Here is a 25,668-nt window from a genome sequence, read left to right as displayed (position 1 = left end):
CATTCGAGACGGAAACCGCGCCCCCCGGGGCGCGGTTTTCCTTTTGTCGTCGGTTACCAGACGACCGCCTCGCCGTCGTGCGCGTAAAACCCGCCGGAAGCCTGCGCCGGAAGGCGATCGACCAGCGCCAGCAGGCGCGCCGCGGACACGCTTGGCGTGACGGTGGCGTGTCCGCCGCGAAAGGCCGCGCTGAGCCTGGTCTGCACCGTGCCGGGATGCAGCGCGAGCACCAGCGATTGCGGATGCGTGCGCGCAAGCTCGATCGCGGCGGTGCGGACGATCTGGTTCAATGCCGCCTTGGAGGCCCGGTAGGAAATCCATCCCCCAAGCCGGTTGTCGCCAATCGAGCCGACACGGGCAGACAGTGTCGCGAAGATCGCCCGCCGGTCGCGCGGCATCAGCGGCGCAAAATGCTTCAGAAGCAATGCCGGCCCGATGGCATTGACTGCGAACTGTCGGGCCATGACGGAGGGATCGATTGCCTTCAGCGCCTTCTCCGGGCCGATGCCGTCGATGGTCAACGCCCCTGTGGCGTCAAAGATCAGATCAAACGGGCCTTCGCAGGAAAGCGTACGGGCGACATCGGCCACAGAAGGCTCGTTTGTGATATCGAAGCCCGGATGTGTCCTGCGCGACAGACCGACGAGGCGCCCTGCATTCGGATCCGTCGAGAGCGCCGCATGAACCGCACCGCCGATCCCGCCGCTCTCGCCGACGACCAGCGCCGAGTAACCCGTCCCGAGCGACTCCATCACATTCCCTTCCGCATTGGCATTTCCTTCCGCTTTCCCGGCTGATGACCGAAGGGCTTGTCGGAGCGCACCGTTCATGCGCCTGCGCCCATAACGTTGCCGCAAGGCCATCCGATCACCCCTTGCCGAAATTTCCTGTGCGGCATCGGGCGCTTGACCATTGAACCGGCGACAAAGCTGGGGTATGAACCGCGAACCAGTCGACGCCGGGCTCCGCCCGCGACACGGATGCACCCGTAGCTCAGCTGGATAGAGTGTTGGATTCCGATTCCAAAGGTCACAGGTTCGAATCCTGTCGGGTGCGCCATTTCCGAACAAAACTGGGCACTCCTGCCGGAGTCGCCCCATTCCCCATCACAAGCCGTTCCAGAACGTCCCTCCGGCCGTGAATGCGGATTTCCGTGTCGTCAACTTCGACCTGGTCGATGACAGAGCGCAGGTAGGCGCGTCGGAAAGGGATTGCGCCGTTGGCGACGTTCTCGCGCATGAGGGCGGCGAAGGCGCTTATTTTCTCTTCGGTGATTCTGGTTTCGGGCTGAAGCTCGGCGAAGGCTCGGTCTTTGGCGGCCTTTGCCTGGTCGCGTTCAGTCTTGAGCGACGCGAGCCGGTCTTTCAGCGTCGGGTCGGAGGCGTCGGCGATGCCGTTCTCGATTGCTTCGTAAAGCCGTGAAAGGCGGCCCTCGCAATCCGCGACTTTGTTCTGAAGGGCCGTCAGGCGTTGAGCATGGTCTTCGCTGCGCGAGGCTTGGCGGGCCATTAGCCCGCCGAGGATGGCGCGGACCCTTTCGGGCGTGAATAGCGATGCGGTGAGCTGGTCGGTGACGATCTGGTCGAGCTTGTCCATGGGGATGGACCTGCCCGGGCAGGCAGACTTGCCCTGCTGCGCGCAGGTGGCGCAGGTGTAATAGCGATAGCGGCCCGACTTGCCCGTGCGCAGCGTCATGCCGCCACCACAGCTGGCGCAGGTCGCAAGGCCCGTCAGGAGGATAGGTCCGGTGACAACGCGCGGCGGGGTCTGCTTCGGGTTACGGGATTTCAGGCGGGCCTGCACGGCATCGAACAAGCCGGGGTCGATGATGGGGTCGACAGCGACCATGATCTGGTCAGCTTCGGGCTTGTCTTCTTTCGTCTTCCAGACTTTGCGGTTGAAGCGGTACTCGCCCTTATAGGTCGGGCTGGTCAGGAGCGCGTGGAGCGGGCCGATACCCCAGCGCGCACCACGACGGGTGCGGTAGCCACGCTCATTCAGGTAGCAGGCAAGGGCTTTGATCCCGAGGGGGCCGCTCGTGCCGTTGCCTTCGTGGACAAGGCGGAACATGAGCCGCACCACCTCTGCTTCGACAGCATCAATGGCGAGGCGTTTCTTGGTCTTTGCTCCCCGCTGCTCCGCAGCCACAATGGCGTATCCATAAGGCGCTGCAGCGCCATTCCAGAAGCCCTGCCGGGCATTCTCCTGCATGGCGCGGAGGACGTGCTTTGCGTTCTCCTTGGACTGGTATTCGTCGAACAGGGCGAAGACCTGCCGGACCATGACGCTCATCGGGTCATCACCGAGGTCTTGGGTGATGCTGACGAGCTTGACGCCGTTCTTGCGCAGGCGGCGGACATGGTATTCGAGCGCGAAATGGTCGCGGGCGAAGCGGCTGAAAGAGTGTACAACAACCACATCAAAGGGGGAGTCTCCGCCCGCCGCGAGGTCTAGCAGGCGCTGCAGCTCGGGACGGCGGTCGTCGGTTCCGCTAAGGCCGGCATCGACGAACTCAATGACAACCTGCCAGCCACGCGCCTTGCAAAACTCCTGCGCCTGTCGCCGCTGGTCGGGGATAGAAAGGTCGTTCTCGGCCTGGCGGCCTGTCGAGACGCGCAGGTAGAGGGCAGCGCGCAAGCTGTCAGTGTTTTTCGCATCCAGAGTCGTGCGATTGAGAAGCTTCATGACAGTGCCCCCTCATTATCCGGCACTATCGCAGTTGTTTGGGGCCGTTTCGAGTCATCTTGCTTGCTGGCGCTTGATACCAGCAGGCGCAGTATTTGCGGCATCAGAAAGGCTTCGATGGCATCCAGTTCTTCGGCGGTGACGGGGAGAAGCTCAAGATTATCGGCTATGACAACGGGACGCGTGCCGTCACTGCCGCCGGCCTTCTGGCCGGTAACAGGGCGCAGCAGCTCGCGATGGCTGGACTGGCGTCCGCGCATCTCCGCGTCCTCGGGAAGGGGTTGAAGTTAAATCTCATCGTGGTGACGGCTTAGACGTCGTCGTCTTGGCGCTGGTCTTTCAGGCCGCCGCCGGAGTCGAATGCGTCAGACTCATCGCCTCGTCGGGTATTTTCCTGCAGGAGCTCGAAAGCGGGGCTTTCGACGGCTGCCTTGAGGAAGGCAAGGAAGGCCCTGCCAATCGCCTGCGCCTCCGGCGTCACGCGCCGCGCGAGGCCCCACGCGTAGGCGTTCTCTTCCATCTGCCGGAAGTAGGTTGGATCATCCATGTCCGGGCCATGATGCCCGGACATGAGGATCGCCAAGAGATTGATGATCTCCTGAAACGCCTCTGTGCTTTGTTCGGGCGTTGCGCCGTCGACATTGAGCCGGTCGAACCCTTCGGCAATAAAGCGCTCAATTGGGTCCGGCATCATGATGGTGGTCTTCGTATTCGACATGGCCGAAACCTTTGAAGAGCGTGGCGTTCAGTACTGACCTTTTAACAGGCCAGTACTGTGTCGTTCCACGCGAAAACCTCGCGCCCGCCGGCTACCCCATGCGGGGGCCGGCCGTGCGCTGACGGATGATCCGGTTCACGGCATCGAGGCTCGCAAATATCTCACGCGCTTGCTGCGAATGCGGCGCAGCCAGCGCCAGTTCGCGGTGCAGTGTGCCGCGCAGTGTGTGGAGCGCGGACAGGCTCAAGTGCTGAAGGTCTTGAAGGGTGAAGGTGCGGGTCATCGTAGTTCCTTTCTCTCGCGGCCCCGCCAATCGGGGCCTTTGAGCCCCACACACAGACAATCGGCAGAAGGACCGATGGCGGGTTGCGAAAGAGAAAGGAGAGATGGACTGCGCTGCGCCCGGAGAGAGGGAGACAGTGGCCTGTTGCGTGCCATGCTCGGCGCGTCGCAAGCCCTCGCGAAGTTTGCTGGCCGCCGCGCGGCCGTGGTAGAATGTCCTTATATTGGGAGAGACTATTTAAGAGATTTGCGTGTCTATTATGATTAGCGTACGCGGCCAATTAACGATGGCGCAGCTACGGCAGGCATTATTTGAGGCCCTTGGAGAAATCGAAGAAAGATACAACTTGCGCCATGCGCGCAATGTGACTGTCTTCGTAAACCCCACAGACGAATTCGGCGAAAAGGTCATCCTGCGCGACGAGCGCGGGAAGGTGCTTTCGCGCGTGACCAAGAAAGGGCCTTACCGGTCGGCGGCAGAGGAATACAACCTCTGACGGACGCCCGGAGCGATAACGGGAAAGGTGGTGCGGCATGAAGTTGCCGCCCTGTTACATAGGTTTGGAACAAGCACGCCAGGTGCTGGCGGAGATCGGCGTCGAATTGACACCACGCCAGATGAAGCGCGCCGCCGACCGAGATGCCCACGGTCATCGGAAGTTGCCGTTCTTCGTCGACCCGGTGGAAGGGACACTGAAAATAGAAAAAGGCACGTTGGTCGCAATTTACCAGCAACTGCAGAGCGACGCCGTGCGTGATTTCGTCGATAAAGATTGACTTCTATGTTCATATTTTGTTCTATAACTGAAACAACAATAAAAACAATGATTTCCCATGGCAGATATAAGGAAGCGCACGGGGCGTAAGGGGACCACCTATCAGGTCCGTTACCCCAGCAGAACAGCTAAGACCGGCTACGAGTATGCCACCTTCGACACCCTGAAGGAGGCGCGCGCATTCACCGAAAATCTCGGGTCTTTTGAAAGCGTGCCTGGCGGGCAGGCCATCAGCGTGGTCGAGGCCGTTGACCGCTGGCTGTCCATCTGTGAGAAGATTGGGCGGGACGGGCGCGAGAAGGTCGAGAAGCAGACCTACAACGAGTATGCCCGCCGCGCGAAGGTCATGAAAGAATATCGCTGGACCAAGCCGCTCCACGAGCTTGAGCAGCCTGACGTGGTAGCCTTCCGCAAATGGCTTCTTGAAACAAGGACGCGCGACCTGGCGCGCCGCTGTCTGTCCTCCTTTCACTCCGTCATCATCGAGATGAAATCCGAGGGCCTCATCAAAAGCGACCCGGCAGCTGGTATCACCATCAAGTCCGGCGGGCGCTATGAAGAAGAGGATGGCGAGGTTGTCATCCCGACAGACGAAGAGGTGCGCGCGATCTACGCTGCCGCCGACCGCATGGCACAGAAGAACGACTACATGGCGGAGGTATGGGCTCGGTATCGCCCGCTCATCTATCTCGCGGGTTTCACAGGTATGCGCCCGTCCGAGTACCGGGGCCTTTCATGGAAGGGTCTTGCAGGAGGCCAGGTTCGGATCACACAGCGCGCCGACAAAACTGGAGACATCGGACCGGTGAAATCGCGAGCCGGAAGACGCACTCTCTTTATCCCGTCGTTTCTCATCGAGATGCTCGAAGCATGGCGCACCGACTGCCCGGCATCCGCACAGGATCTTGTGTTTCCGACCGCCAGCGGGAAGCCGATGGCACTCGTCAACTTCCGGGCAGGCGCTTGGGACCCGTTGATGAAGGAGGCGGGACTGGTTGACGAGGAAGAGCGCAGAGGCAAGACCGTACTGATCCCGCGTTATACGCCCTACGCCCTTCGGCACTATTTTGCTTCGAAGCTGATCGAGGGCGGTCACGACCTGAAATTCATTCAGAAGGCTATGGGCCACTCGAAAATCGAAATCACCTTCAACATATACGGCCACCTGATCCGTGGGCGCGAAGAGCACTACCGTGAATCGGCAGAAAAGCTTGCTGCTCAGATACTTGGCGAGCGGTCATGTGGCGAGTTTGTGGCAAATACGCTGGAAGCCGCAGAATAGCTGGGTTTCTAGCAGCCTTCCAAGCTGGCTATGAGGGTTCGATTCCCTTCACCCGCTCCACCTGCAAGATCAATCACTTAGATGTATATTCTTTTCGATAATGAGCCATTTTTGCTCATTTTTGCCACAAGACCCGAGTCCGCTGAAACCCGCAGAAATCCTAGATTGTCCGGCGTAGCCCGTTTGAGCTTGTGGCAAGTTTGTGGCGAATCCTTCCTCGCATCGAGCTTCGTTACCGGCTCCTTGGCTGTGTAATACGTCAAATCACCAACACTGCTCACCCCTGCTGTTTCACCTTCCTTGCTCGCCCTGACAGGCCACGCAGCCTCCACAACAGCTGCCCGCTCCATTCGGCTGATGCCTCCCGTGTTGGCTGTTTCCCTCCGGTGCGGACGCCGCTTGGCGGCCTGTCCTTTCCTCGCTTCTGAAACAGCAAGAGGAGGAGCAATCTCAATGACGAAAGAATATTATCGAAACCGCGTATACCAGGGTGACTGCGTCGATGTCATGCAAGGCCTGCCATCAAATTCCGTGGACTTCGTCCTGACGGACCCGCCCTACCTGATGAACTACCGCCCGCGCAGCGGACAGACCGTCTTGAACGACAATCAGGCTGACTGGCTCGTTCCCTCAGCCGTGGAAATGTACCGCCTTCTGCGGCGCGATAGCCTGTGTGTCAGCTTTTATGGCTGGCAGGCTGCTGACCTGTTCATCGATGCCTGGCGCAACGCGGGATTCCGTATCGTTGGGCACCTCGTTTTCAACAAGCCCTATGCGGCAAGCGCCCGGTTCGTCGAATACCGCCATGAATGCGCGTATGTCCTGGCCAAAGGCAGCCCCGCATTACCGGCAACGCCACCGGCTGACGTCATCGATTGGGCCTACACAGGCAACCGGCTGCATCCCACGCAAAAGCCGGTTTTGGTTCTGGCGCCCCTGATTGAAGCATTCTGTCCCCAAGGCGGGATTGTGCTGGACCCGTTCTGTGGTTCCGGCTCCACGCTCGTGGCTGCCCGCCAGACCGGCCGGGACTTCATAGGGGTTGAACTGGCGACCCAGCATCACCGGGTCGCCATCGACCGGCTTGCCGCATAATGGCGGCATAGCCCTAATGCCGTGGCGTACTCGCATCGCGCCTTGCTATCCGCAAAGCCGTCAAGATGGTCTCTTCGAGGTCGCACGTATAGGACGACCGCCCCACGACATTCTCCACCAGCCATTCGGCCAGCTCGGCGTCGATGCTGATCGTCACTTTGTGCTGGCGATGCAGATAGCCCTTCGAGTCGCCGGGCCAGAGCGCCTTGCGCCGCGCAGAGTGCTTTTTCCAGTCCTGGTATTTCATGGCCAAACCTTTCTCTGTCACCGGGTTGCATTCTTCCTGGATGACAGCGGCGGCGGGGCCCTTGCGGCACGCATGACCGCCCCAACGGCGAATTTCCTCAACCATTGACGCTGAGTTCTGGCCGGGCGCGCCGTCCGGTCAAACCCCGCCCGCACCACTCCCGCCTTCAAGGGGCGGGACCGTGTTAGGGCCTGACACGCCGGCTCATTCGCCCGTCCTTCCTTGCTCGCGTCTTGAGGAAAACCCGCAACGCAAGGAGCAAGGTCATGACGACCACCAACGAAACCCCGCGGCAGGATGTCTACAGCCGCATCACCAACCAGATTATCGAAGCGCTTGAGCAGGGCGTGAAGCCCTGGACCCAGCCCTGGAACGCCGCCCACGCGGCGGGGCACGTCTCCCGGCCGCTGCGCCATAACGGCCAGCCCTATGCCGGCATCAACGTCCTCACGCTCTGGGCGTCGGCGATGACGGGGCACTACGCGGCGCCCATCTGGATGACCTTTAAGCAGGCCATCGAGCTTGGCGGCCACGTCCGCAAGGGCGAGAAGGGCTCGCCCGTCGTCTACGCCGACACGATGCGCCGCACCGAGACCGATGACGCCACGGGCGATGAGACCGAGCGGGCCATTCCGTTCCTCAAGGCCTACACGGTCTTCAATGTCGAGCAGATCGAGGGCCTGCCCGGGCACTTCCATGCGCTGGCGCACGCCAGCCGGAATCCTGACGAGCGGATTGCCGGGGCCGAGGCCTTCTTCGCCGCGACCCGCGCCGATATCCGGCATGGCGGCGATAGCGCCTATTACAGCCCGGCGCTCGACTACATTCAGATGCCGCCCTTCGAGGCGTTCCGCGACGCGCAGGCCTACTACGCGACGCTCGCCCATGAGGCGACCCACTGGACTCGCCATGCGACTCGTCTTGACCGGGATTTCGGGCGCAAGAAGTTCGGCGATGACGGCTATGCTCGCGAAGAGCTCGTGGCCGAGCTGGGCGCGGCGTTCCTTTGCGCCGACCTGGGCCTGAAGCTCGAAGACCGGGCCGACCATGCGGCCTACATCGGTCACTGGCTGTCCGTCTTGAAGGAGGACAAGCGCGCCGTTTTCGCCGCCGCCGCGCACGCGCAGCGCGCCGCCGATTACCTCGGGCGCTTCAGCCGCCCGCTGGAGGCCGCCGCCTGAGCGGCGGCCTTTCTTCCCAGGTACGAGATTGATGGTCATGGCCGTCATCTTTCCCGTTACGCTATTGCGGTTACGCTATTGCGGGATCGAGCCGGACGGCCCGGGCCATTCGTCCTCCGGACGGATCGGCAGCCTTTTGCGGGCATCCGTCAGGCTGTCCATGTACTTGTCGCAGAAGCTCAGCCGGTCGAGGATGGCGCTGGCCCGCCGCTGGCCCATGACCTCAGCCACATCAAAGCGCTGGCCGAGATATTCGAGGACCACGTAGTAGGACTCCCCGTAGTAGCGCGCTACGCGCAGGCCGGGTTTTGTCCTGACCTGGTAGTCGATTTCGTCCTTCTCGGCCTGCGCTTTGTCATGCTGGTACAGCACGAAGCGGTGCTCGTGGGAGCGATCGAACTTCTGCCATTCTTGCTCCGGTTCCCAGGATGGGGCCTTCTTGATCTTCTTGAGCCAGATAGCGTTTTCGGTGAACTTCACTGTCGCCGTCACCTGCGCGACGTGCCGGATTTTCTGCTGCATGAAGGGACGGCCGCACAGGCCGCCGAGAAAGAACCCGATTGCGGGAGCCGTCACGGTCATCGCCTCGTAGCTGATCCAGCCCGCAACACCGACAGCGGCAACAGCTAGAAGACTCGCCATATCATCGGCGGACTGCGCGTCGAACGGGCGCAGATGGCGTAGGGCCACATTGATGGTGGTGCGCCCGGCTTCAACGGTGATGTCTGTCCGGGGTTCGCCTTCGAAGACTTTCGCAAGACCGTTCATGACCATCCTCCTTGCGGCAGCGCCTTGTTCGGCGCTGGCCTGCATGAGAATGTGTCACCGGGAGACGCGGTGTTTCCTCGCGCTTTCCTCGCCAGGACGGGCAGGTCTATGGAGTATGCGGACGATATACTCGCAAGGATTCAGGCGGCGCTGATAGATTATCACGCCGCAACCCATACCAATGGCCGCAAGCGGACATGGTCCGCCATCGCCCGTGAATTGCACGAAGCCTCGCTGGACACGCTCGATACTGACGAAGACCTTGAGGATAACGGCGAGCCTCTCCGTGACCCTTACAAACCGCTCGCGGAGGCCTTGCGGCGCTTTGCGGCGGGCACGCAGACACCGAGCAAGGAACGACTTGATGCGCTCTGCGCCTATCTCAAATCCAAATCCTTCCTGACCGATGCCGACCTTCGGCCCGCCGAAGCCTGGAACCCACTCGTCCACGCGCTGTCGGCGTTCTTCGGCGGGCAGGATGACGGCCGGGATTTTGCACCGCTGCAGGGGCGCTTTGCGGCAAGCCGAAAGCTGGCCTCCGGCCGCACGGAGCTGTCCGTCGTCACTGTCCGGGATGGGGGAGTTCATGCTCCGGTCGTCGAGGACAAGCTCTACAGCCTGCCGATTGCGCCGCAGTCGACGAAGCGCGATGCGCTTGCCCGTCTCCTGAAGCGCTCGGGCGGCAGCGAGCAGCGTTTTGATGGCTGGCTCTTCCACCGGAACGGGCAGGCCTGCCTTGTCGTCAAGGACAGTTTGCGAGGCGAGCCGAGCATCTACACGGTACTCGATCGCAAGGTCCAGGCGGGCGTTACGCCTGCAGTCATGCTGCTGGTGAAGTCGCGGGATTTCGGCGCGCCCGCGCCGGGATATGAAAAGGGCCGGATGAGCTTCGTTGCGGAGGACACCAGCACCCGTGACGCTGCCTTCGGCAAGATCAAGGAGCGCATCTGGGAATACCGGCAGGAGGGCGAGCCCGATGGCTAATGGTCCCGGCCAGACAGATGACGCGGAACGCCGGAGGCTTCACGCGGCGTTCCTGGAAGCCGTGAACATCGGCGACGTCGACAAGGTACGGCAGTTCCTCTCCAACACCTCCATCGACATCAACTATGCCGAACCCGGGACCGGCCTTACGGCGCTCCATATCGCGGCGGGACGCAACGCCGTTGCCGTCCTGCGCCTTCTTGTCGGGATCGGGCGCTGTGACCTTGGCATCAGGGATGCACAAGGGCGGACGGCGGCCGTTGTCGCCGTCACCGTGGGGCGAAACCCTGCCGTCGGGCGTTACCTCGCTGACCTTCAGCACGGCGCGGGGATTGCAGTCCCCGCGCAGCGCCGCCGCCCCGACGAGCAGACGGATTCAGGGTGACGCGTACTTCCCGGCGAACACTGGATGCACGGGACTGCTTTCGTCGAAATACTCCACGCGCTGGAGCATGAGCGGATTGTAGCCCGCCCAAACCACCAGCTGGCGTTTGAGTCGGTCGCTGCGTGCGAACTGGCGGCTGACCTCATCCGGCGTCAGCAGGTCGTATTGCTCCAACGATTCCGACCGCCCGGTGATGCCGGTGGCCTTTTGGTCGGTTGCGGCCTCTCCTTCGCGGGTGACTTTCACCACGGTCTTCCCCAGCCGCTTTGAGACGTACTCCGTCGTCATCAAATCGTTGTTGCCGAAGAACTGGAGAATTCCGGCATTGCCGACGAACGTCTCCCAGCGTTCCTTGTAGAGCGCCTTGCCCTGTCCCCAGTCCTGCAGCACCACCCAGAGCTTCACGCCGAACGAGGCAATCTGCCCGGCGGCGTCTTCGAGCTGCTTCATGTGCCCGAGCACCGGGAATTCATCGAGGCAGGCCAAGACCGGGACGGCAGGCTTTGCCTTCTCCCGCTCCATCGCGTCGAGAAGGAGGTTGATGAACACACGCAGCCACCGGCTGCATCGTGCCATGCGGTTAGCGGGCAGGCACAGGTAGACGGTCATCCCTTGGGGTGCCGTTTTGAGCGCGGAGAGGTCGAAGTCGTGCCCGTTCAGCACCCGTGCCATGGCCCGGAAGTCTAGGAGCTTCGTGTGGCGGCGGGTCGTTGAGAGCACGCCCGCACGTTCGTTGGGTGGCCGCTCGTAGAAATCACGGGCAGCCCCTTCGATGACGTCTCCGACATCGCCGAGGGTATCGCTGCGTTGTAAGCGCGCCGCGTTCTTGAGCATCGCGAGTTCGAGCGCAAACGGGGCGTCCTCACCCTCGCCAGCCGTGACAAACACGGTTCGCAGGAGCGCGCGCAGGGTGACGAGATTGCGCCGTCCCTCGAACGCGGGGTCTGTTGCAATGTGCAGCAACAATCCCTCAATCCAGCTCTGCGCGCTGTCATCCCAATGCGGGTCTTTGCCGCCCGCGATGACCAGCGCGTCTGAAATCAGCCCCGCATCCTCGATGATGGTGTCGCTCTCGGGCACGAGTAGCGACAGGGGGTTGAAGCTGGTGCGGTACGGCTTCAGCCGTTCCGGCGCGATATGAAAGGGGTCGAGGATACAGACCCGTTGACCGAGTGCGGCGCGGCGTTCGGCGGTGATGGCGGCAAGCTCCCCCTTCGGGTCGAGCGCCAGGACGCTGCCGCGATAGAAGAGGAGGTTGTTCACGAGCGTCACCGACTTTCCCGTTCGGGAGCCGGCAATGGTCATCACATGGCGGTTGTCGTCGATGCCGATGAGGCGGCCATCAAGAGCGCCAACCAGAATTTTCGCCCCGGGGGTTGCCGGGTCATACGCCATGTGGCGGCTGCCCATAATCTTCTCGCAGGGCTCCCACCGTGCCTGCGGGACGCTCTGTCGATCGAGAAAGCGCGTCGTCACGCCGCGCGCGATGTCGCTCATGAAGTCTTTTTCAAAGGCGTTCATTGGGGGTCTCCTGCCGACCGGGGTTACTCTGGCCATTTTGGAGTGCCCATCCGGCAGTCTTCCTCGCTGTTTCCTCGCGCTTTATCGCGGATGTGCCAGCGTTCAACCGCCCTGGGGACGCTCCCCTTTATCGTTGTCACCCTTCGAAGCCTGCTTGAACCTGCCTTCCGGCGCCTTGCCGTCAATGACCCGCCCGCACCACTCCCGCGCATCAAGGATGCGGCAGGACCGTGTTGGTCATGACGGCGGCGGCTGATGCCGGCCGGCCTTTCGTTCCGCGTCCCTCGGGACACGCAACAACGAACGAAAGGAGAGCCCCATGGGCCTTGATATGTACGCCTTCGCCATCCCCGAAACCCCGGCTGCACCGGTCGATTTCGAAGCCGAGACCGGCAGCGAACTGCACTACTGGCGCAAGCATCCGAACCTCCACGGCTGGATGGAGGCGCTGTATCGCGCCAAGGGCGGCAAGGATGACGACTTCAACTGCGTCAACCTGCAGCTCACGGCTGACGACCTCCACCGGCTCGAAGCCGATATCCGCAGCGGCAACCTGCCGCCGACCAGCGGCTTCTTCTTCGGGCAGTCCGATGGAACGGAGCTCGCGGACGACCTGGCCTTCGTCGAGAAGGCACGTGCGGAAATCGCTGACGGCATGACCGTCTTCTACACCTCGTGGTGGTGAACATTCCGCGGCGGCCCTGCTGGGTCGCCGCGGTTTCATTTTTTCTTGCGGGGGACCGGCGCTGGAGCGTCCGCCTCATTGTTACACGTTTCGGGCCATAATGCGGAAGGGACGCCATTGCCGGTGATGGCGCAGAAGACAGGCCATCGCTCCGGTCGCACGGATGCGTCTAAGCGGCTGCAGATATTCCCCCGCGTTACTTGATAGGCGAGGTTTTCTGCCGGGGGCTGGTGGGCGCGATTGTGCCTTTCCGCTCCGGTGTTGCCCCTGAGTTCCCGCTCATTCGCTGAGAAGGGATTTTCCTCGACAATAACCGCCCCAGTCCTGAGCGGGCGCGCAGCCGGTTCAAGGCCAAGCCCCTAACGGGGTGGCGCGGGGGTATCCCCAACTTTCGCTCGCTGCGCTCCCTGCAAGCCGGGTGATGCCCCACCCCCGCACCAGCCATGAACCGCCCGCTTTTCCGCCCGCTCCTGAATGAGGCGTGTCGAGGAAAACCCATAGCGAAAGGAGCTAAATCATGACACGCAACACCAACCAGAAGAGCAAGCCCGCCCGTGAATTCACCCCGCCGGCCTACATCGCCTACCATGTCGATGAACGCGGCGAGAAGAAGTTTTGGAGCCGCATCGGTGCCGCCTGGCGCCACCAGAAAGGCGAAGGCCTGACCCTTCAGCTGGACCTCATCCCGGTCAATGGCGGCCGCATCGTCCTCCGGGCCCCGTCCGAAGCAACCGAGGAGGCGGGCGCGTAAGCGCCCCCTCCCACCTCGGAAGGAGAAACATCATGAACAACAATGTTCACATCGAAGCTGCTCGCGCGGCGCTGGCCCGCGCCGCCTGGGTCTACGGACAGGCCCCCGCCTATGGCCAGGAAGCCGTGTCCGACCTGCTCGCGGACCTTCGGCATTTCTGCGCCGTGACCGGTCTCGACTTCGCCGCGTGTCACGTGGCGTCGGACCGCTACTTCATCGAGGAGACAGGGGGCGCGTCATGACGCGCTCCTTTGAAACCAACCTTGTCGTCTGGCGGGGCATTACCATCGAAATCCGCTATGAAGAACGCTGGCTGGATAGCGACGGACCGTACAGCACCGCTCATCTGGAGCTGCGTGCGCTTGAACCGGAGCGCGCTCCTCTACCGATGACCGAAACCGGCTACCGGTCCCATTTCGCCCCCGCCTCGGTTATTGCCGAGGCGGGCGGCCCGGTCGCCTTTGTGAAGGAGTGGCTCGACCAATCCGCGGCCTCGAAAGCGTGGAAAGACAAGGAGGCGGCTGCGCGGCAGATGACTTTGTTCTAGCCGAGCGCTGCGGACATGAGAACGGCGCGCCCTCGCGGGCGCGCCGTTTTTTGTGGTTCTCGGATGTCACGTGGTGGGGAGCATCAGCACATTGTCCGTGCCGCAGAGCAGCCGGACATCGTGCTTTGCCCAGGCCTTGAGGTCGCAGTCCGGGCAGCAATAGCGCACGCGTTTGCCGCTTTTGGGTGTAGCAGGCTCAGCTGCGCTCTCGCCTGTGGCTTGGTCGGAGAGTTCGGGAGCATCCTTCCACGTCAGGGCAAACCCCTTGCCGAGGAGCCTGGCGGCGGCCACGTCAAACGGGCCGCCGGGGATAATGTAGTGCCCGAGCGTTTCGCCGGTCTCCTTGCCGCCCTCCACCCCGGTGTCGGACGGCTGGAGACCGATGGCTTTCATCTTCTCGGCCCATTCGCGATTGTGGTATCGGCCGCGTCCCGGCTGGCCCTCATGGCGTTGCCATTGATGGGCCATCTCGTGGACGAGCGTGCCGAGAATGTCCTTCTGGCTGCGGCTCGCGAAGTGCATGGGATTGAGAGCGATTTCGTCGGCCTGTTGGCCGGCATCGTTCTGGAAGCGCGCCCCGGCGAAATACCCGAAAGACCCTTTGCGGCGCTGGAAGGTGATGAGCGCGTTCGGCAGCGTGCCGCCGAACAGCGCCTTGTTGAAATGCTCATGCGCCTGCTGGAGGCGCTCATAGGTTTCCTTGGTCGGTTTGATTGTAAGAGCAGCGGGGTCGACGGGGGAGATTGTGGGAGCGTTCATGGAGGACCATCCTTGTCCGCCGGTCCCGTGTTGTTGGAATGCACACTCCAATTTCGTAACAGGACCGGCTTGCTTGAGGCCCTGAATGTCGCCCGTTCTTAAGCCTCGCTTCCTCGTGCTTTCCTCGTCTTTGCTGCAATGAAAAAGCAATGTACGAGCACTCATCCTGTCTTTATGCTGCGACGTACATTTCACTTGTGGCCCTGTCTCATGCCATAATGATAGAGAGGGGCAAATCCGCAGTAAGGCCTTGTACAAGGTGTGCGCGGTACTACCGCGCTCACCTTGCCGGGGGAACTCTCCGGTTCCCCGCGGACCCCCTCAGGGCATCCCTAGAGCCGATGAGTCCGTCCTTGTGACGGCCTATGCGGCAAGGGATGCTGTCAGCCGCCGTGGGCATCGAGCCCTTGGCGGCTGAGGGCAACGGTTTCGGCGTTGCATCCCGACCGAGGGAGACTGCGCTCTCCCTGGACCCATCGCGCAAAGGGGCTGGCCGCGCCCCCTTGCAACCCATGTCTGCCGTAGCCTTCGGCGCAGGCAGACGCGGCCAGGGCTTTCGCGCCCTGGACCACGACCGGTGTGTCGGCACCGGCTTCGAGCAAAAGGGAGACTTCGGCTCTCCCTTTGCAAACCCATCGACCGGGGAATGGCGCTCCCCGGAACCCTCGCAGACGATCGCGCGGGCGATGGCGGCGGCAGCGTCCCGATCACTGTGGCGCGCGCGTGGAAATCGCGCGGATCGGGGCGGCGGTGCGGCGCTATCGATGATGCATGACGGAGAAGACGACACGCGAAGCCCCGATCTCTTACCGGCCCCCTCATGAACTGCGGGAGCAGTTCCGGGCGCGGGTCGAGGAGTCGGGGCTCTCCGTCAATGCCTTCATCACCGCTGCCGTGTTCGGCGACGATACGCCGAAGCCCGCCCGCCGCGCATCCGCCTCGCGCGCGGATGTGGCGCGCCTTCTGGCCGAGACCGCGCTCTTAAACGAGCGGCTGAAGGGTCTCGTGGGCGATGCCGATCCGGCGCTGCTGGCCGATGCCATCCGCGATCTTCGTGAAATCCGGGCCGCTTGCCTTAAGGCGCTGGGACGCTCGCCATGATACCCAAGGCGAGCCAGCGCGGCGGCGGCAAAGACCTCGCCACCCATCTGCTGAACGCGTTTGACAACGAGCTTGTCGAGGTGGCCGAGGTCACGGGCGCGATTGCGCCGGATTTACACGGGGCCTTCGCCGAGTGGGAGGCCATCGCCACCGGTCTCACCAAGTGCCGCAACTACCTTTACAGCCTCTCGGTCAACCCGGACCTTGGGCAGGGTCAGCTGTCGCGGGCACAGTACATGGACTATGTCGACCGGGTGGAGAAGGCGCTCGGTCTGTCCGGCCAGCCGCGGGCGATCGTCTACCACATCAAGAACGGCCGGGAGCATTGTCATGTCGTCTGGTCGCGCATCGACTACCAGAACGAAAAAGCCGTCCATATCGCCTTCGACCGCGAGAAGTTGATGATGGTGACGCGGCAGTTCGCCCGAGAGCACGGGCTGGAGCTGCCGGATGGATATGGCCCGGGGCGCTTTGACGAGCGGCGCCAGAAGACCTCGCTCTATGAGCGGGCGCAGGAGCGCGCGACCGGCCTGTCGAAGGAAGAGCGCCAGCTGCAGGTCACGCAGGCCTGGCGGCAGAGCGACAGCCCCAAGGCCTTTGTTCGGGCGCTCGAAGACCTCGGCTATGTGCTGGCGACGGGCAACCGGCCTTACGTGCTGGTCGATATCTATGGAGGGATGAACGCCCTCCCCAAGCTGATCGACGATCGCAGCGTGCGCACGAAGGACATCCGGGCATTTCTGGAGAAGGAGTTTCCGCCGGAGTCGTTGCCCACCGTGGATGAGGCGAAGGCGCTGGTCGCGCAGCACCGTAAGGCGCGCGAGCAGTTTGCCAGGGCGCGCGATGATGGCGCGCAAGTGGAAAAGCTCGCGCGGGCGCAGGCTGCGCGGCGGGCGCCTGTCGAGGCGGCGCGCGCTGAAATGGTGGCGCGGCAGGAGCGCGAGCGCGCGGCACAGTTGCGGGAGCATTTGGCAGCGCGGCAGGCGCTGCGCGCAGGGTATCTGACGGAGAGCGTCCGGGTGCGTGAGCAGCGTGAGGAAGTGCGGCCGACAGGCCTCGCTGCGTTCCTCGGGCGCGTGACCGGCGTGTCGGCGATCATTCGCCGTGTGCAGCGTTACAAGGATGCCAAGCGGTATCTTGTGTTCCGGGAGAGCAAGCATGGACTGGCGGCCGGGCAGCGCGTGGAAGCCGCCTTGCTGCAGCGTCGTCATGAGCTGCAGGCGCTCGACGTGAACCGGCAGCTGAAGGCGCTATCGGCAGTCGAGACGCGGGAGCACAAGGCGCTTGAGGAATCGATCGTTCGGGAACAGCGCCTGAAGGAACGTGCCGGCCATGAGCATATGCCGGCCCTCGCCCTTGAGCTGAAACCGCGCGGGCGCAGCGCGTCGGTCCGGCGGGCGAAGGACCGGTATCGGGACCGGACGGGGCGCGACCATGCGCGCGATGAAGAGCGCGCGATGCGGGCGCGGATGGCTGAGGAGGAGAAGCGTCTGGAGCCGGATGAGCCTGATATCGATCTCGAGAACGCGCACCGTAGGGCGCTAGAGCGGCACGAGCCTTGGAGCAAGAAGGTTGACCTGCCGGGAGATTTTGCACGGGCAGCAGGAAGCGATGATGGCGGCGGCGATGGCGGGGATGACGGGACAGAGGAGCCGGTGCGGATATCGCGGGCGGAGCGGAAGAGTGAGCGCCAGCGCTCGCGGCGGCGCGGGAGGGACGATTTCGAGAGGGAAAGGTAGCGGGGCGCTCTTTGAAAGATCGCGGTTTTGTGTACCCACGGTGCACGGAAGCAATCTTTGTCAAAGAGGGACGCGCCTTCGGGAGGCACTCTAGGCTTTGTCCCGCGTCCCTGTCCGCAGGGTCTCGGCCCACGCGGGTGACGATCCCTCGCGCGATGTCGGTATGCAGTGTATGGATGAACAATCGCTATAAAGGCCAGGTAATCAATTGACATAACGCAGATAATTGCACACGCCGCGATTGAGTTGCTTTGCCGCAAGAAGATATACTTGGGTTTGGGCAGCACCAAAAAAAATCGCAGAGATTCGGCTATGGCCACGCCAGACCACAAATATGATCATTTAGTCTCGCCAGACATAGCCGGCTTAGGGATAAAATGATGGAGTTCGAAGAAATCAAGTGGGGTCACCGTGAGTGGCTGCAGGCGTCGAGCGCCTGCAGCCGTACTCTGAGACGGTACGGGGGCTGAATGCATACCTGCGCTCCTCCTGTTGAAACTCTTGAAGAGCTGCTCGAAGCGCATCCTTCGATAAACGGCAATTTCGGGCACTTGCTGCTACTGCAGAAAGACGCTGACGATGGAACCTTAAGTCAGGCTTTGCGGCCATACTTCGAGTCCGCCCATCTGGATGCGCGACAAGCCTTTCATGCCGATATCGGAATCGACCTCCATCCAGACGCGGGGGATGGGGATGGGCCAGCTGTCACATATCCGGGGTGCCTGCCCCTAACGACCCGCAAAGGACTCTTTGGCGAGGTGCTGGCGGGATTGGTCACTGAAGGCTACCCGCTCGTGGGGGAGCACGAGTGGTGTGTTCCGATCTTCCTGTTTCGATATCACGAGGATGCGCGCAACTATCTTTTTTCCCTTGCGCGGAGACCCGAGCGCAGGCGCCAGACAGTTGGCCGCCTCGGAAGTGATTTCATCGGCCTTTTGCTCGATGAAAACGGAGCGGTAATCCGCTTCATCGCTGGCGAGGCAAAGTGGAGAAAAACGCTCAATCAATCCGCTGTCGATACGGTCATGCTGGGAGACCTAATCGACGACCCAGCCGGAGGCGGAGCGAGAGTCCGTTCTGGTAAGGGTGTATGGAATGATCTTAACAACGACCCGCCCGTTCCCATCGGCGTCAGGCAGCTCCAGCGTCTTCTACAAGAATATGACCCTGACGGTTATGACGCAGCCATCCTGTCGCTGGAGCGGGCCCTGGTGGTCCGGGAGCCCGTGCCCCTTCCGAGAACGGATTTGGTGATTGTTGCGGGAAACGCCTCGGCGACCCGCGACACCTTAACCTGTTTCCTTCCATTCGAGGGCACGCCCCCAGAATATACGGCCGGCCATGACCTACAGCTGGTGGAAGTAGTTCTGAAAAAGGGAGAGGCGCTGATCGACGCCATCTACGATAGCCTTTGGTCGGAGAACGCAGATGCCTGAACGCGACTCGGAAAGGCTTGAAATCGCGCAGCAGGTTCGCAGTCAAATAGCGGCTGAGAATACCCTCACGCCCATTCAGGCGCGTGCGTTTGTTCGCGGTTTGCAGACCGCCTGGGAAGTGCCGACTATTCAATGGTCCGAGGCTGAATCCCGCACGCAGCTCGCCGACGCGCTGAGACTCTTCAGTGCTGCCGGCATATTTCAGAAAGTTGAGGGAGGATCGTCTGCGAACGCGGTGCTTTGCTATCGCCGTGCAGGTGAGCTTCTCGAGTGGCTATCACGTGCAGGGGATGATCTTGAAACTTTCGTCCCCTTGGAATTGCTCGCTGCCGGATCATACCAGCTGGGTGGTTTGCCGGCGATGGCATCTGCGCTCATCAGTCAGATACCACCATCGAGCAGAGGAGAAAGGCTCTATGCCCGGTTTCTTCAAGGCGATTTCGATGGCGTTCTGCGATCTGTCGGAAACTTTTGGCGTGATCACCTGGAAATGGCCGTTCGAGAAGCACCGTCTCGGCTGCTGCATGGCGACGGCGACGACAAGGTATCTTGGTACTTCACCGTCGAGCTCGTCCGCGCTTTAGGCGCTCTCGCCGACGCTTTGCGCTGTGGCGATAATGCACGGTTCGATCGAGCGCTGGCAAAGCTGGCCGGATTGGAAAAGCTGGCCGTCAGGACTTTCAGCGACGACGCATCTTTGCTGATTTCGCTCTTGCATCAAGTGGCCAGGGGATACGGAGCATCCAGCATCTATGGCCCGGTCCGCCAGCTTTCTGCGTTGAATCCTGAACGCGCCCCGCGACTGGAAGCCTTCGCCCGCACACAGTTCAATCGCGGTCGCGGTATTCTCTGGACATCACAGCGCCACGGAATTGCGCGGCTCCTTGAGGAGTCGTCCTTTGCCCTTTGCACGCCTACCGGTTCTGGGAAGACGCTTGTCGCCAACCTCGCCCTCCTAAAGGAGTTGCTCCTTCGCGAAGGTCAGGACCCTGCTCCCCTTGCCCTATATCTCGTGCCGTCGAGAGCGCTGGCGGGGGAAGTCGAGACGAAACTGACGGGAGAGCTTGGCAATGACCTTATCATCACCGGACTGTACGGGGGCTCTGACTGGGGTGTCACCGATTATTGGCTGAATGCCGACAGGCCAACCGTCCTTATTGCGACCGTCGAAAAGGCCGATGCGCTGATGCGCTATCTTGGGCCCCTTATCTCGCGTCGCCTGCGCCTTCTGATCGTGGATGAGGCGCACCAAGTGGTGCCCGAAGATGATGAGCGGACCCAGGCAGATTTTGCTGAGCATTCCAGTCGGCCCATTCGCCTGGAGAGTTTCGTATCTCGTTTGCTCGCCCAGTCACCTGATATTGTAAGGATCGCGTTGACGGCCGTTGCAGGCGGCGCCGCGCTGCCCGTTGCACGTTGGATTGAAGGCCGGCAGGAGGCCGCTGCGATCGGTACACGTTACCGCAGCACGCGCCAGATCATCGGCGTTCTCGAGACGGCACCCGATGGAGCGGGGCGTATGTTGCTTGAGTTGATGAACGGACGCCCGCTTTTTGTGCGCGGGCGGGATGAGGCGGTATACATCCGTCTGCGTACGCCGCCGATGCCCAAGCTTCCGGCCGCTATGCGCAACAGCATCTATCGTTTCAACGAGCTGGATGTCTTGTGGACGGCCCTCCACCTGGTCACCGATGATCGCCGCATCCTGATCTCGGTTGCGCAACAGCCCGAGAAAACCATGGGATGGTACAAAGACGCCCTGGAGCTTGAAAGCTGGCAAGAGGCAGTCACGTTCGCGCCGCCCGAAGACGAGCAACTGCGCGCACGGTTTGATGAGACCAGAGCAGCCTGCATTGATTACTGCGGTGAGGATTCTTACGAGCTTGCGCTGCTGGATCGTGGAATCGCCACCAATCACGGTCAAATGCCGCAGCGTCTCAGACGGCTGATGACTGATCTGATCGATCGCGGCATATGCCCCATCACGCTGGCGACGGCTACCCTGACCGAGGGGGTCAATCTGCCCTTCGACATCATCTTCGTTACGGCATTAAAGCGCCGTTCCTTCGATCCGACCAACAATCGTCCGGTCATCACGCCGATGTCGACCGCCGAATTCAGGAACCTTGCGGGGCGGGCCGGCCGGCCGGGCGCAAGCAGCGGGATGGAGGGCATCACCCTTGTGGCCATTCCCCGCAGGCCGTCTTCAACAGCGCGTGGTCAAATTCCGACGCAACGAAATCAGATACAGGACCTCCGCACCGACTACCGGGCCCTGAGGCAATCGCTTCTCGCCGAGGAGCTGGAGCATGTGGAGATCAATAGTCCTCTGGCTCTGCTACTCAATACCATTGCAGAGCGAGCTCTCGACCTCTTTGGCGTTGCGGGAGATGAATTTCTTGAGTGGCTCGAGACTGCCGTGGCCTCCGAAATAAGTGATGAGGCTGGGCGCGCGGCAACCAGTGACGAGGGCCGACTCGCAGATAGTGTCGATGAGCTAGACGGAGTTCTTTTGAGCGCTCTTGAAGAGATGGGGCGCTTACAGGGAGGCGAGCTTCAAGGTGCGGCGGCGGAAGCGGCCCTTGCAAATCTTTGGCGCCGCACCTTCACAGCATATGCTGCGGTTCAGGAGAGTTGGCTGGAACGCGCATTCATAACGCGGGGGCAGGTAATTCTGGAAGATATATATCCAGATGCGGACGAGAGGGCCCGGCTTTACCAGTATGGGTTCACACCGTACGTCGGCCGACGCTTCGAAGCCATCGCGCCGGCCCTCAAAGCCATTATTGGAGCCGCTAGTGACTACGGCAGCGCAAATCCCACCGAGCGGTTGTCGGTTTTCGTTCAATTGGGCGCCTTACTGACAGCAGATCGCGGATACGGTTTCAGGGTCCGTGAAACGGAAACGGATCGGGCGCTTTTAGAAAATTGGGATGACGTGCTCGGTTGGTGGATGCAGTCGCCGGGCGCCCCCAGACCCGAACCAGCACAGCTCCGAGCATGGCAGCGGTTTGTTGCAGAGAATATAGAGTTCCGCCTCGGGGTTGCCGCGGGGGCGGTGGTGGCCAGCGCTTGGTCGGACGGTGCTGGCGACCCATTCGCCATCCCGTCGCTCGATTCGTGGCGAGACATTACGGGCCTACCCTGGTTCGGCTTCTGGGCGCGGGAATTGCTTCGTTGGGGAACTCTCGATCCATTCGTTGCCTTTGCCCTGGCTCAAGGACTTGCGCGCACGCGGGACGAAGCATCGGCATTGCGCGCCGCGTTTCAAACTTGGCTCGGAGAAAGGGATGCAGAAATCGAAGCGGTAGATTTGATCGATCCTCAAATGTTTATGGAATGGCAAAGAAGCCTCCCGCGCGCTGAACGACATGCAGTAGCCGCAAACACTGTCAGCGCGCAGATTATCGGTACCACGGGAGCACGCGGCATGTACCGTGTTGTTCCGGTTTTGGCCGGGGATACTATCAATTGGCTGGATGCCGCTGGCTATGTGTTGGCGCAATCTCCAAGCGAAGGCGCTCCGTTCCAGGGGCGTTTACATGGAGATGACTTTCAGCTCCACACTGATGGTGCGGAGCACTATGTGAGACGCGTGTTCGCAGGGCGCTAATCGCGTCTCCGAGATGACGATTGCAATTGAAGGGCGCAGGGTGCGTACGTCGGTCAACTACACCAAGCTCTAGGCGTTCGCCCGCAGCCTCTCCTGCTCCCTCAATTTCGCCGGGACTCATCAATCAAGGGCCACCGCTGCGCTACTTTTTGGTGTGGCCGTCCGTCAGCGTATTGAGCTGGTCATCGCTGCCTCCTCCTGCCCTGGCGATGCCGTGGCAGGTTCTGTGTGCCTTTGCAGGCGGGGTAGTTCACGCAGCCGAGGAACGTGCCATTTCGTCCCTGACGTTCGACGAGCCATCCATCGGTGCATGTGGGACAGGCCGGGAATGCGGCACCGCAGCTGCAATGGTAGTTGTCGTGGTCCGTCGGGCGCTTGGTGGGTAGGCCGTCGCCGCAGACGCTGCACGCCTTGAGCATCTGGCCGCAGAGATGGCGGTGCTCGCACGCGAAATGCGTCCCGCCGCTCTTTGTGGGCTGCGCCAGCATCCGGCCACCGCAGGATGGGCACCGCCGCTCGGCGCTGGCAGGTTCGCCAATTTCGATGGTCTGATAGTCGGGGCTTTCAATCAGCTCCCGCGCGAAGGATGAGGGTTTGTCCCGGTCAGCGAGAATAGTGACGGATTGCCGGGCGCGGGTCAGGGCCACGTAGAACAGGCGGCGCTCTTCGGCGTGCTCGAAATTCTCAGGCTCCGGCAGGACGAGATCGAGAAGCGGGTCATCGACGATCTCTGACGGGAATCCCATCGTGTCCGCGACAGCCCGCAGAATAATGACGTGGTCGGCCTCAAGCCCCTTGGAGGCGTGCACGGTCATGAAGCGGATCGACAGCTTTGGAAACTGGTCTTCGAGCGTGTGGAGCGCCTGCGGACGGGCGTGATGATAGCGGCCCAGCAGGAGGACGCTTGTGCCCGGCGTGGCCGTGGCCGAGAGGCGTTCGAGAGCTGCCTTAAGGGCATCGCCTTCCTGGCCCCATTTGTAGTGGGCGACCATGATGGCCGGTGAAGCTGTCGTTGCAGCGGAGATGACGGTCTTCTTTATCTGCGCAGGGTTGCGGAGCACGAAGTGACGGGCCGGGTGAGCGATCTTGTCCACGCTACGGAACGTGCGGCCGAGATCCACCGTACTGTGGACGGTCTTGTTGCCGGCGAAGCTGCCGCCAAACTCAGCGCCGAAGTTGCGCATCAGATAGATGTCTGAACCGGCGAAACGATAGATGGATTGCCAGTCATCGCCGACTGCGAACAGGCGCGCATCCTGATGCTGCGCCTTCAGGGCCCGGAGCAGGCGAGCGCGCCCTTCTGAGATATCTTGGAACTCATCGACCAGGAGATGGCGATAAGGGCTCTTGTAGCGGCCAGTCTCAACGTGAGCGGTTGCGCGGACGATCATGTCCTCGAAATCGATCATGTCGCCAAGGCGCGCTTCGTAGGCGTCGATCAGAGCATCGAAGATCTTCAGGAAGGAGCGGCTGCGCGGCACATCAGCCGATGAGGCGGCGCGCGCTTCGCAGCGGGCGATGGTTGACCCCGCGCTCTTGAAGTGCCGTAAGAACGTGGCGAGCGTCTGTGTAAAGGCGTCGACCTGTCCCATGGTTGCAAGGGTGCTGAAAAGCTTGTCCGTCGGGATGGGATTGAACGTGACGTGAGGGGCGAGCTTGTCCTTGAGATTGTCGAGCAGCTTCCCCTCGACCTTCTCGTAGCTGAACGTCTCAATGAGGGTCGTGCCGTTCGCCGCGTGGAGCTGGCGTTTCCATTCCATGTCGGCGAGATAGCGCTCGCGGTCGATATAGGGGGCGGTCGTGAGGCGCGTTGCGCCGTTGATGCCGCGCTCTTTGCGGACGCCGAAATGCTCGATGTAGATGCCGCTTTCGGTCAGCCGGAAGTCAGGCCGGTATGGACCGCGGGCGTCTTCCGGGAGCGGGCCTTCATAGAGAGGCTCGTATTCGAAGACGATACCGTGGCGATAGAGCCAGTTGGAAATCTCCCATTCTTCAAAGCTCCTGACCCGGTCGCCGTTCAGCGTGCGCAGCTCATGGGCCTCGACCCATTGGTAGTAGCTGTCCTGTGTTTTGAAGTCCCACTCGCTCTTGTACGGCCAATAGAACTCGGAAAACCAATCCAGAATGAGTTTCCCGAGCCCGGCCTTGGAGGCGACCTCGTTGAGTAGGATATCTCTGAGGAGCGCGCGGAATTTCGCGTCATCGCTGGCGTGATCGGCCAGGGCCGGACCTTTGCCCTCAACCTCGCGAATGATCCTGTTGCCAAGCGCGTGGAAGGTTATGGCGTCGACGTCAACGCCCGCCCGCTCCTTGATGCGGGCGGCCATCTCGGCGGCGGCGTCCTTGCCGAAGGCGAGGAGAAGAATGTCTTCGGGCGGGCGGATGCCGCGTTCGATCAGATAGGCGGCCTTGGCCACAATGACACTGGTCTTGCCTGAGCCAGCGCCGGCAAGAACGAGCGTTGCGTCCTCATCCGTCACCACGGCAAGACGCTGTTCGGGCGTCAGCGGGTTCTTCTCGATTGTGTCAAAGAAGCCCTTCATCTCGGCAAGGTCAGAATCGATGAAGCGCTGGATGGCGGCGCGGCGCGCTTCTTCTGGATTGGATTGGAAGGTGCGGACCGTGTCGACGAGCCGTTGCTGATCCTCTGAGAGGACGCCCTCTGGCATGGCGGCGGGCAAGGAGCCCATGACTTGGGTTGCGCGGGCGAGGAAGGGGTTGAGGAGGCAGGCGGCGGGGTATCTGCGCGGGTGGTCGAGGCGGGCTATGGCGTCGGAGAGCGCGGTCAGTTCGTCTTTCACAGCCTCGAATTGACCGAGGATGTGTGCGCGGAAAGCCTCGTTTGCAGAGGAGATGAAACTCGCCGCATCGCGCGGCGCGACGCCTGCGAGGCGGGCGACCCGGCCATCTGCGAGAGGTACAGCTATCGTGGCAAAGCCGAGCGTGCTGGTCAGGCGGGCGGGGCCTGCCCATTGGGCGAAGGGTGCCTGTTGGCGGCCACCCAGGAAGTCGATTCCCGAAGGCGTCTGCTCGGCGGCCCATGACGCGTGGCCGAGCGAGCGCAGAAGTGCTCCCGTCCATGCCCGTCTCTTGAGCCGCTGCGGCGCTGTCAT

At 61.9% G+C, this 25,668-nt stretch carries 25 protein-coding genes and 1 tRNA gene; 16 read left to right on the top strand and 10 right to left on the bottom strand.

What is annotated here, in order from left to right:
• Positions 1-53 precede the first annotated feature (53 nt).
• A complete protein-coding gene (locus CRO48_RS15445) occupies positions 54-752 on the bottom strand; it encodes an SDR family NAD(P)-dependent oxidoreductase (RefSeq protein ID WP_176526772.1) in 699 nt (232 codons plus the stop codon).
• Positions 753-982: 230 nt separating this feature from the next.
• On the opposite strand from CRO48_RS15445, the gene CRO48_RS15440 reads away from it, so the two are divergent.
• Positions 983-1,059, top strand: a tRNA-Arg gene (locus CRO48_RS15440).
• On the opposite strand, the gene CRO48_RS15435 is transcribed toward CRO48_RS15440, so the two are convergent.
• From CRO48_RS15435 to CRO48_RS15420, 4 genes are all read right to left on the bottom strand, one after another.
• Positions 1,030-2,685 carry a recombinase family protein gene (locus CRO48_RS15435; protein WP_097140752.1) on the bottom strand — a complete coding sequence of 552 codons (1,656 nt, stop codon included), beginning with the start codon at positions 2,683-2,685 and terminating at the stop codon, positions 1,030-1,032. The two genes, CRO48_RS15440 and CRO48_RS15435, sit on opposite strands and share 30 nt — an antisense overlap.
• Positions 2,682-2,945: a hypothetical protein gene (locus tag CRO48_RS31810; protein ID WP_141402061.1), complete on the bottom strand. Its 264-nt coding sequence runs from the start codon at positions 2,943-2,945 to the stop codon at positions 2,682-2,684. The genes CRO48_RS15435 and CRO48_RS31810 overlap by 4 nt, the downstream gene beginning before the upstream one ends.
• A 50-nt stretch (positions 2,946-2,995) precedes the next feature.
• A complete protein-coding gene (locus CRO48_RS15425; protein WP_097140750.1) occupies positions 2,996-3,403 on the bottom strand; it encodes a hypothetical protein in 408 nt (135 codons plus the stop codon).
• 91 nt (positions 3,404-3,494) lie between these two features.
• Complete coding sequence (locus tag CRO48_RS15420) at positions 3,495-3,686, bottom strand: hypothetical protein (protein WP_097140749.1); 192 nt, start codon at positions 3,684-3,686, stop codon at positions 3,495-3,497.
• Positions 3,687-3,945: 259 nt separating this feature from the next.
• Here CRO48_RS15420 and CRO48_RS15415 point away from each other — a divergent pair, with 259 nt between their 5' ends.
• The 4 genes from CRO48_RS15415 to CRO48_RS15400 all read left to right on the top strand — a co-directional run bounded on the left by CRO48_RS15415 (position 3,946) and on the right by CRO48_RS15400 (position 6,838).
• Entirely contained in the window at positions 3,946-4,182 is a 237-nt protein-coding gene (locus CRO48_RS15415; protein WP_097140748.1) for a hypothetical protein, read from the top strand.
• Between the two features lie 37 nt (positions 4,183-4,219).
• Positions 4,220-4,462, top strand: a complete 243-nt coding sequence (locus tag CRO48_RS15410) for a hypothetical protein (RefSeq protein ID WP_176526771.1) — start codon at positions 4,220-4,222, stop codon at positions 4,460-4,462.
• 57 nt (positions 4,463-4,519) lie between these two features.
• Positions 4,520-5,743, top strand: coding sequence for a tyrosine-type recombinase/integrase (locus CRO48_RS15405; RefSeq protein WP_097140747.1), 1,224 nt, complete (start codon positions 4,520-4,522; stop codon positions 5,741-5,743).
• Positions 5,744-6,196: 453 nt separating this feature from the next.
• The gene (locus tag CRO48_RS15400; protein ID WP_097140746.1) at positions 6,197-6,838 is read left to right on the top strand and encodes a DNA methyltransferase; all 642 of its coding nucleotides are present in this window, start codon (positions 6,197-6,199) and stop codon (positions 6,836-6,838) included.
• Between the two features lie 13 nt (positions 6,839-6,851).
• On the opposite strand, the gene CRO48_RS15395 is transcribed toward CRO48_RS15400, so the two are convergent.
• The gene (locus CRO48_RS15395; protein WP_141402060.1) at positions 6,852-7,190 is read right to left on the bottom strand and encodes a hypothetical protein; all 339 of its coding nucleotides are present in this window, start codon (positions 7,188-7,190) and stop codon (positions 6,852-6,854) included.
• 161 nt (positions 7,191-7,351) lie between these two features.
• Here CRO48_RS15395 and CRO48_RS15390 point away from each other — a divergent pair, with 161 nt between their 5' ends.
• Positions 7,352-8,266 (top strand): ArdC family protein, encoded by a 915-nt coding sequence (locus CRO48_RS15390; RefSeq protein ID WP_097140744.1) that lies wholly within the window; start codon positions 7,352-7,354, stop codon positions 8,264-8,266.
• A 75-nt stretch (positions 8,267-8,341) separates the two neighbouring features.
• Here CRO48_RS15390 and CRO48_RS15385 read toward each other — a convergent pair whose 3' ends face one another.
• Positions 8,342-9,079, bottom strand: a complete 738-nt coding sequence (locus CRO48_RS15385) for a hypothetical protein (protein WP_097140743.1) — start codon at positions 9,077-9,079, stop codon at positions 8,342-8,344.
• A gap of 63 nt (positions 9,080-9,142) precedes the next feature.
• Here CRO48_RS15385 and CRO48_RS15380 point away from each other — a divergent pair, with 63 nt between their 5' ends.
• Both CRO48_RS15380 and CRO48_RS15375 read left to right on the top strand, forming a co-directional pair.
• Positions 9,143-10,018, top strand: a complete 876-nt coding sequence (locus CRO48_RS15380) for a hypothetical protein (protein ID WP_097140742.1) — start codon at positions 9,143-9,145, stop codon at positions 10,016-10,018.
• Positions 10,011-10,403 (top strand): ankyrin repeat domain-containing protein, encoded by a 393-nt coding sequence (locus CRO48_RS15375; RefSeq protein WP_097140741.1) that lies wholly within the window; start codon positions 10,011-10,013, stop codon positions 10,401-10,403. The genes CRO48_RS15380 and CRO48_RS15375 overlap by 8 nt, the downstream gene beginning before the upstream one ends.
• On the opposite strand, the gene CRO48_RS15370 is transcribed toward CRO48_RS15375, so the two are convergent.
• Positions 10,395-11,924, bottom strand: coding sequence for a type IV secretory system conjugative DNA transfer family protein (locus CRO48_RS15370; protein WP_097140740.1), 1,530 nt, complete (start codon positions 11,922-11,924; stop codon positions 10,395-10,397). The two genes, CRO48_RS15375 and CRO48_RS15370, sit on opposite strands and share 9 nt — an antisense overlap.
• Positions 11,925-12,243: 319 nt before the next feature.
• Between CRO48_RS15370 and CRO48_RS15365 the strand changes: the two genes are divergently transcribed.
• The 4 genes from CRO48_RS15365 (at position 12,244) to CRO48_RS15350 (ending at position 13,907) form a co-directional block, all read left to right on the top strand.
• Positions 12,244-12,609, top strand: coding sequence for a phosphoglycerate kinase (locus CRO48_RS15365; RefSeq protein ID WP_097140739.1), 366 nt, complete (start codon positions 12,244-12,246; stop codon positions 12,607-12,609).
• A 517-nt stretch (positions 12,610-13,126) separates the two neighbouring features.
• Positions 13,127-13,360: a hypothetical protein gene (locus CRO48_RS15360; RefSeq protein WP_097140738.1), complete on the top strand. Its 234-nt coding sequence runs from the start codon at positions 13,127-13,129 to the stop codon at positions 13,358-13,360.
• A gap of 32 nt (positions 13,361-13,392) precedes the next feature.
• The gene (locus tag CRO48_RS15355; protein ID WP_097140737.1) at positions 13,393-13,602 is read left to right on the top strand and encodes a hypothetical protein; all 210 of its coding nucleotides are present in this window, start codon (positions 13,393-13,395) and stop codon (positions 13,600-13,602) included.
• Positions 13,599-13,907 carry a hypothetical protein gene (locus tag CRO48_RS15350; RefSeq protein WP_097140736.1) on the top strand — a complete coding sequence of 103 codons (309 nt, stop codon included), beginning with the start codon at positions 13,599-13,601 and terminating at the stop codon, positions 13,905-13,907. The genes CRO48_RS15355 and CRO48_RS15350 overlap by 4 nt, the downstream gene beginning before the upstream one ends.
• 66 nt (positions 13,908-13,973) lie before the next feature.
• Here the strand turns inward: CRO48_RS15350 and CRO48_RS15345 are convergent, their stop codons facing one another.
• A complete protein-coding gene (locus tag CRO48_RS15345) occupies positions 13,974-14,666 on the bottom strand; it encodes a SprT-like domain-containing protein (RefSeq protein WP_097140735.1) in 693 nt (230 codons plus the stop codon).
• Positions 14,667-15,437: 771 nt separating this feature from the next.
• Here CRO48_RS15345 and CRO48_RS15340 point away from each other — a divergent pair.
• The 4 genes from CRO48_RS15340 (at position 15,438) to CRO48_RS15325 (ending at position 22,555) form a co-directional block, all read left to right on the top strand.
• The gene (locus CRO48_RS15340; protein WP_097140734.1) at positions 15,438-15,767 is read left to right on the top strand and encodes a hypothetical protein; all 330 of its coding nucleotides are present in this window, start codon (positions 15,438-15,440) and stop codon (positions 15,765-15,767) included.
• Positions 15,764-17,506, top strand: coding sequence for a relaxase/mobilization nuclease domain-containing protein (locus tag CRO48_RS15335; protein WP_097140733.1), 1,743 nt, complete (start codon positions 15,764-15,766; stop codon positions 17,504-17,506). Before CRO48_RS15340 ends, CRO48_RS15335 begins: the two co-directional genes overlap by 4 nt.
• 470 nt (positions 17,507-17,976) lie before the next feature.
• Positions 17,977-18,942: an aminotransferase gene (locus CRO48_RS15330; RefSeq protein WP_097140732.1), complete on the top strand. Its 966-nt coding sequence runs from the start codon at positions 17,977-17,979 to the stop codon at positions 18,940-18,942.
• Entirely contained in the window at positions 18,935-22,555 is a 3,621-nt protein-coding gene (locus CRO48_RS15325; protein ID WP_097140731.1) for a DEAD/DEAH box helicase, read from the top strand. Before CRO48_RS15330 ends, CRO48_RS15325 begins: the two co-directional genes overlap by 8 nt.
• A 182-nt stretch (positions 22,556-22,737) precedes the next feature.
• On the opposite strand, the gene CRO48_RS15320 is transcribed toward CRO48_RS15325, so the two are convergent.
• A complete protein-coding gene (locus tag CRO48_RS15320; protein WP_097140730.1) occupies positions 22,738-25,668 on the bottom strand; it encodes a UvrD-helicase domain-containing protein in 2,931 nt (976 codons plus the stop codon).

Source organism: Rhizobium subbaraonis (genome assembly GCF_900220975.1).
Classification (GTDB): Bacteria; Pseudomonadota; Alphaproteobacteria; order Rhizobiales; family Rhizobiaceae; genus Mycoplana; species Mycoplana subbaraonis.
Note: the sequence above shows the minus strand (reverse complement) of the source record. Positions and strands in the feature narration are given on the sequence as shown.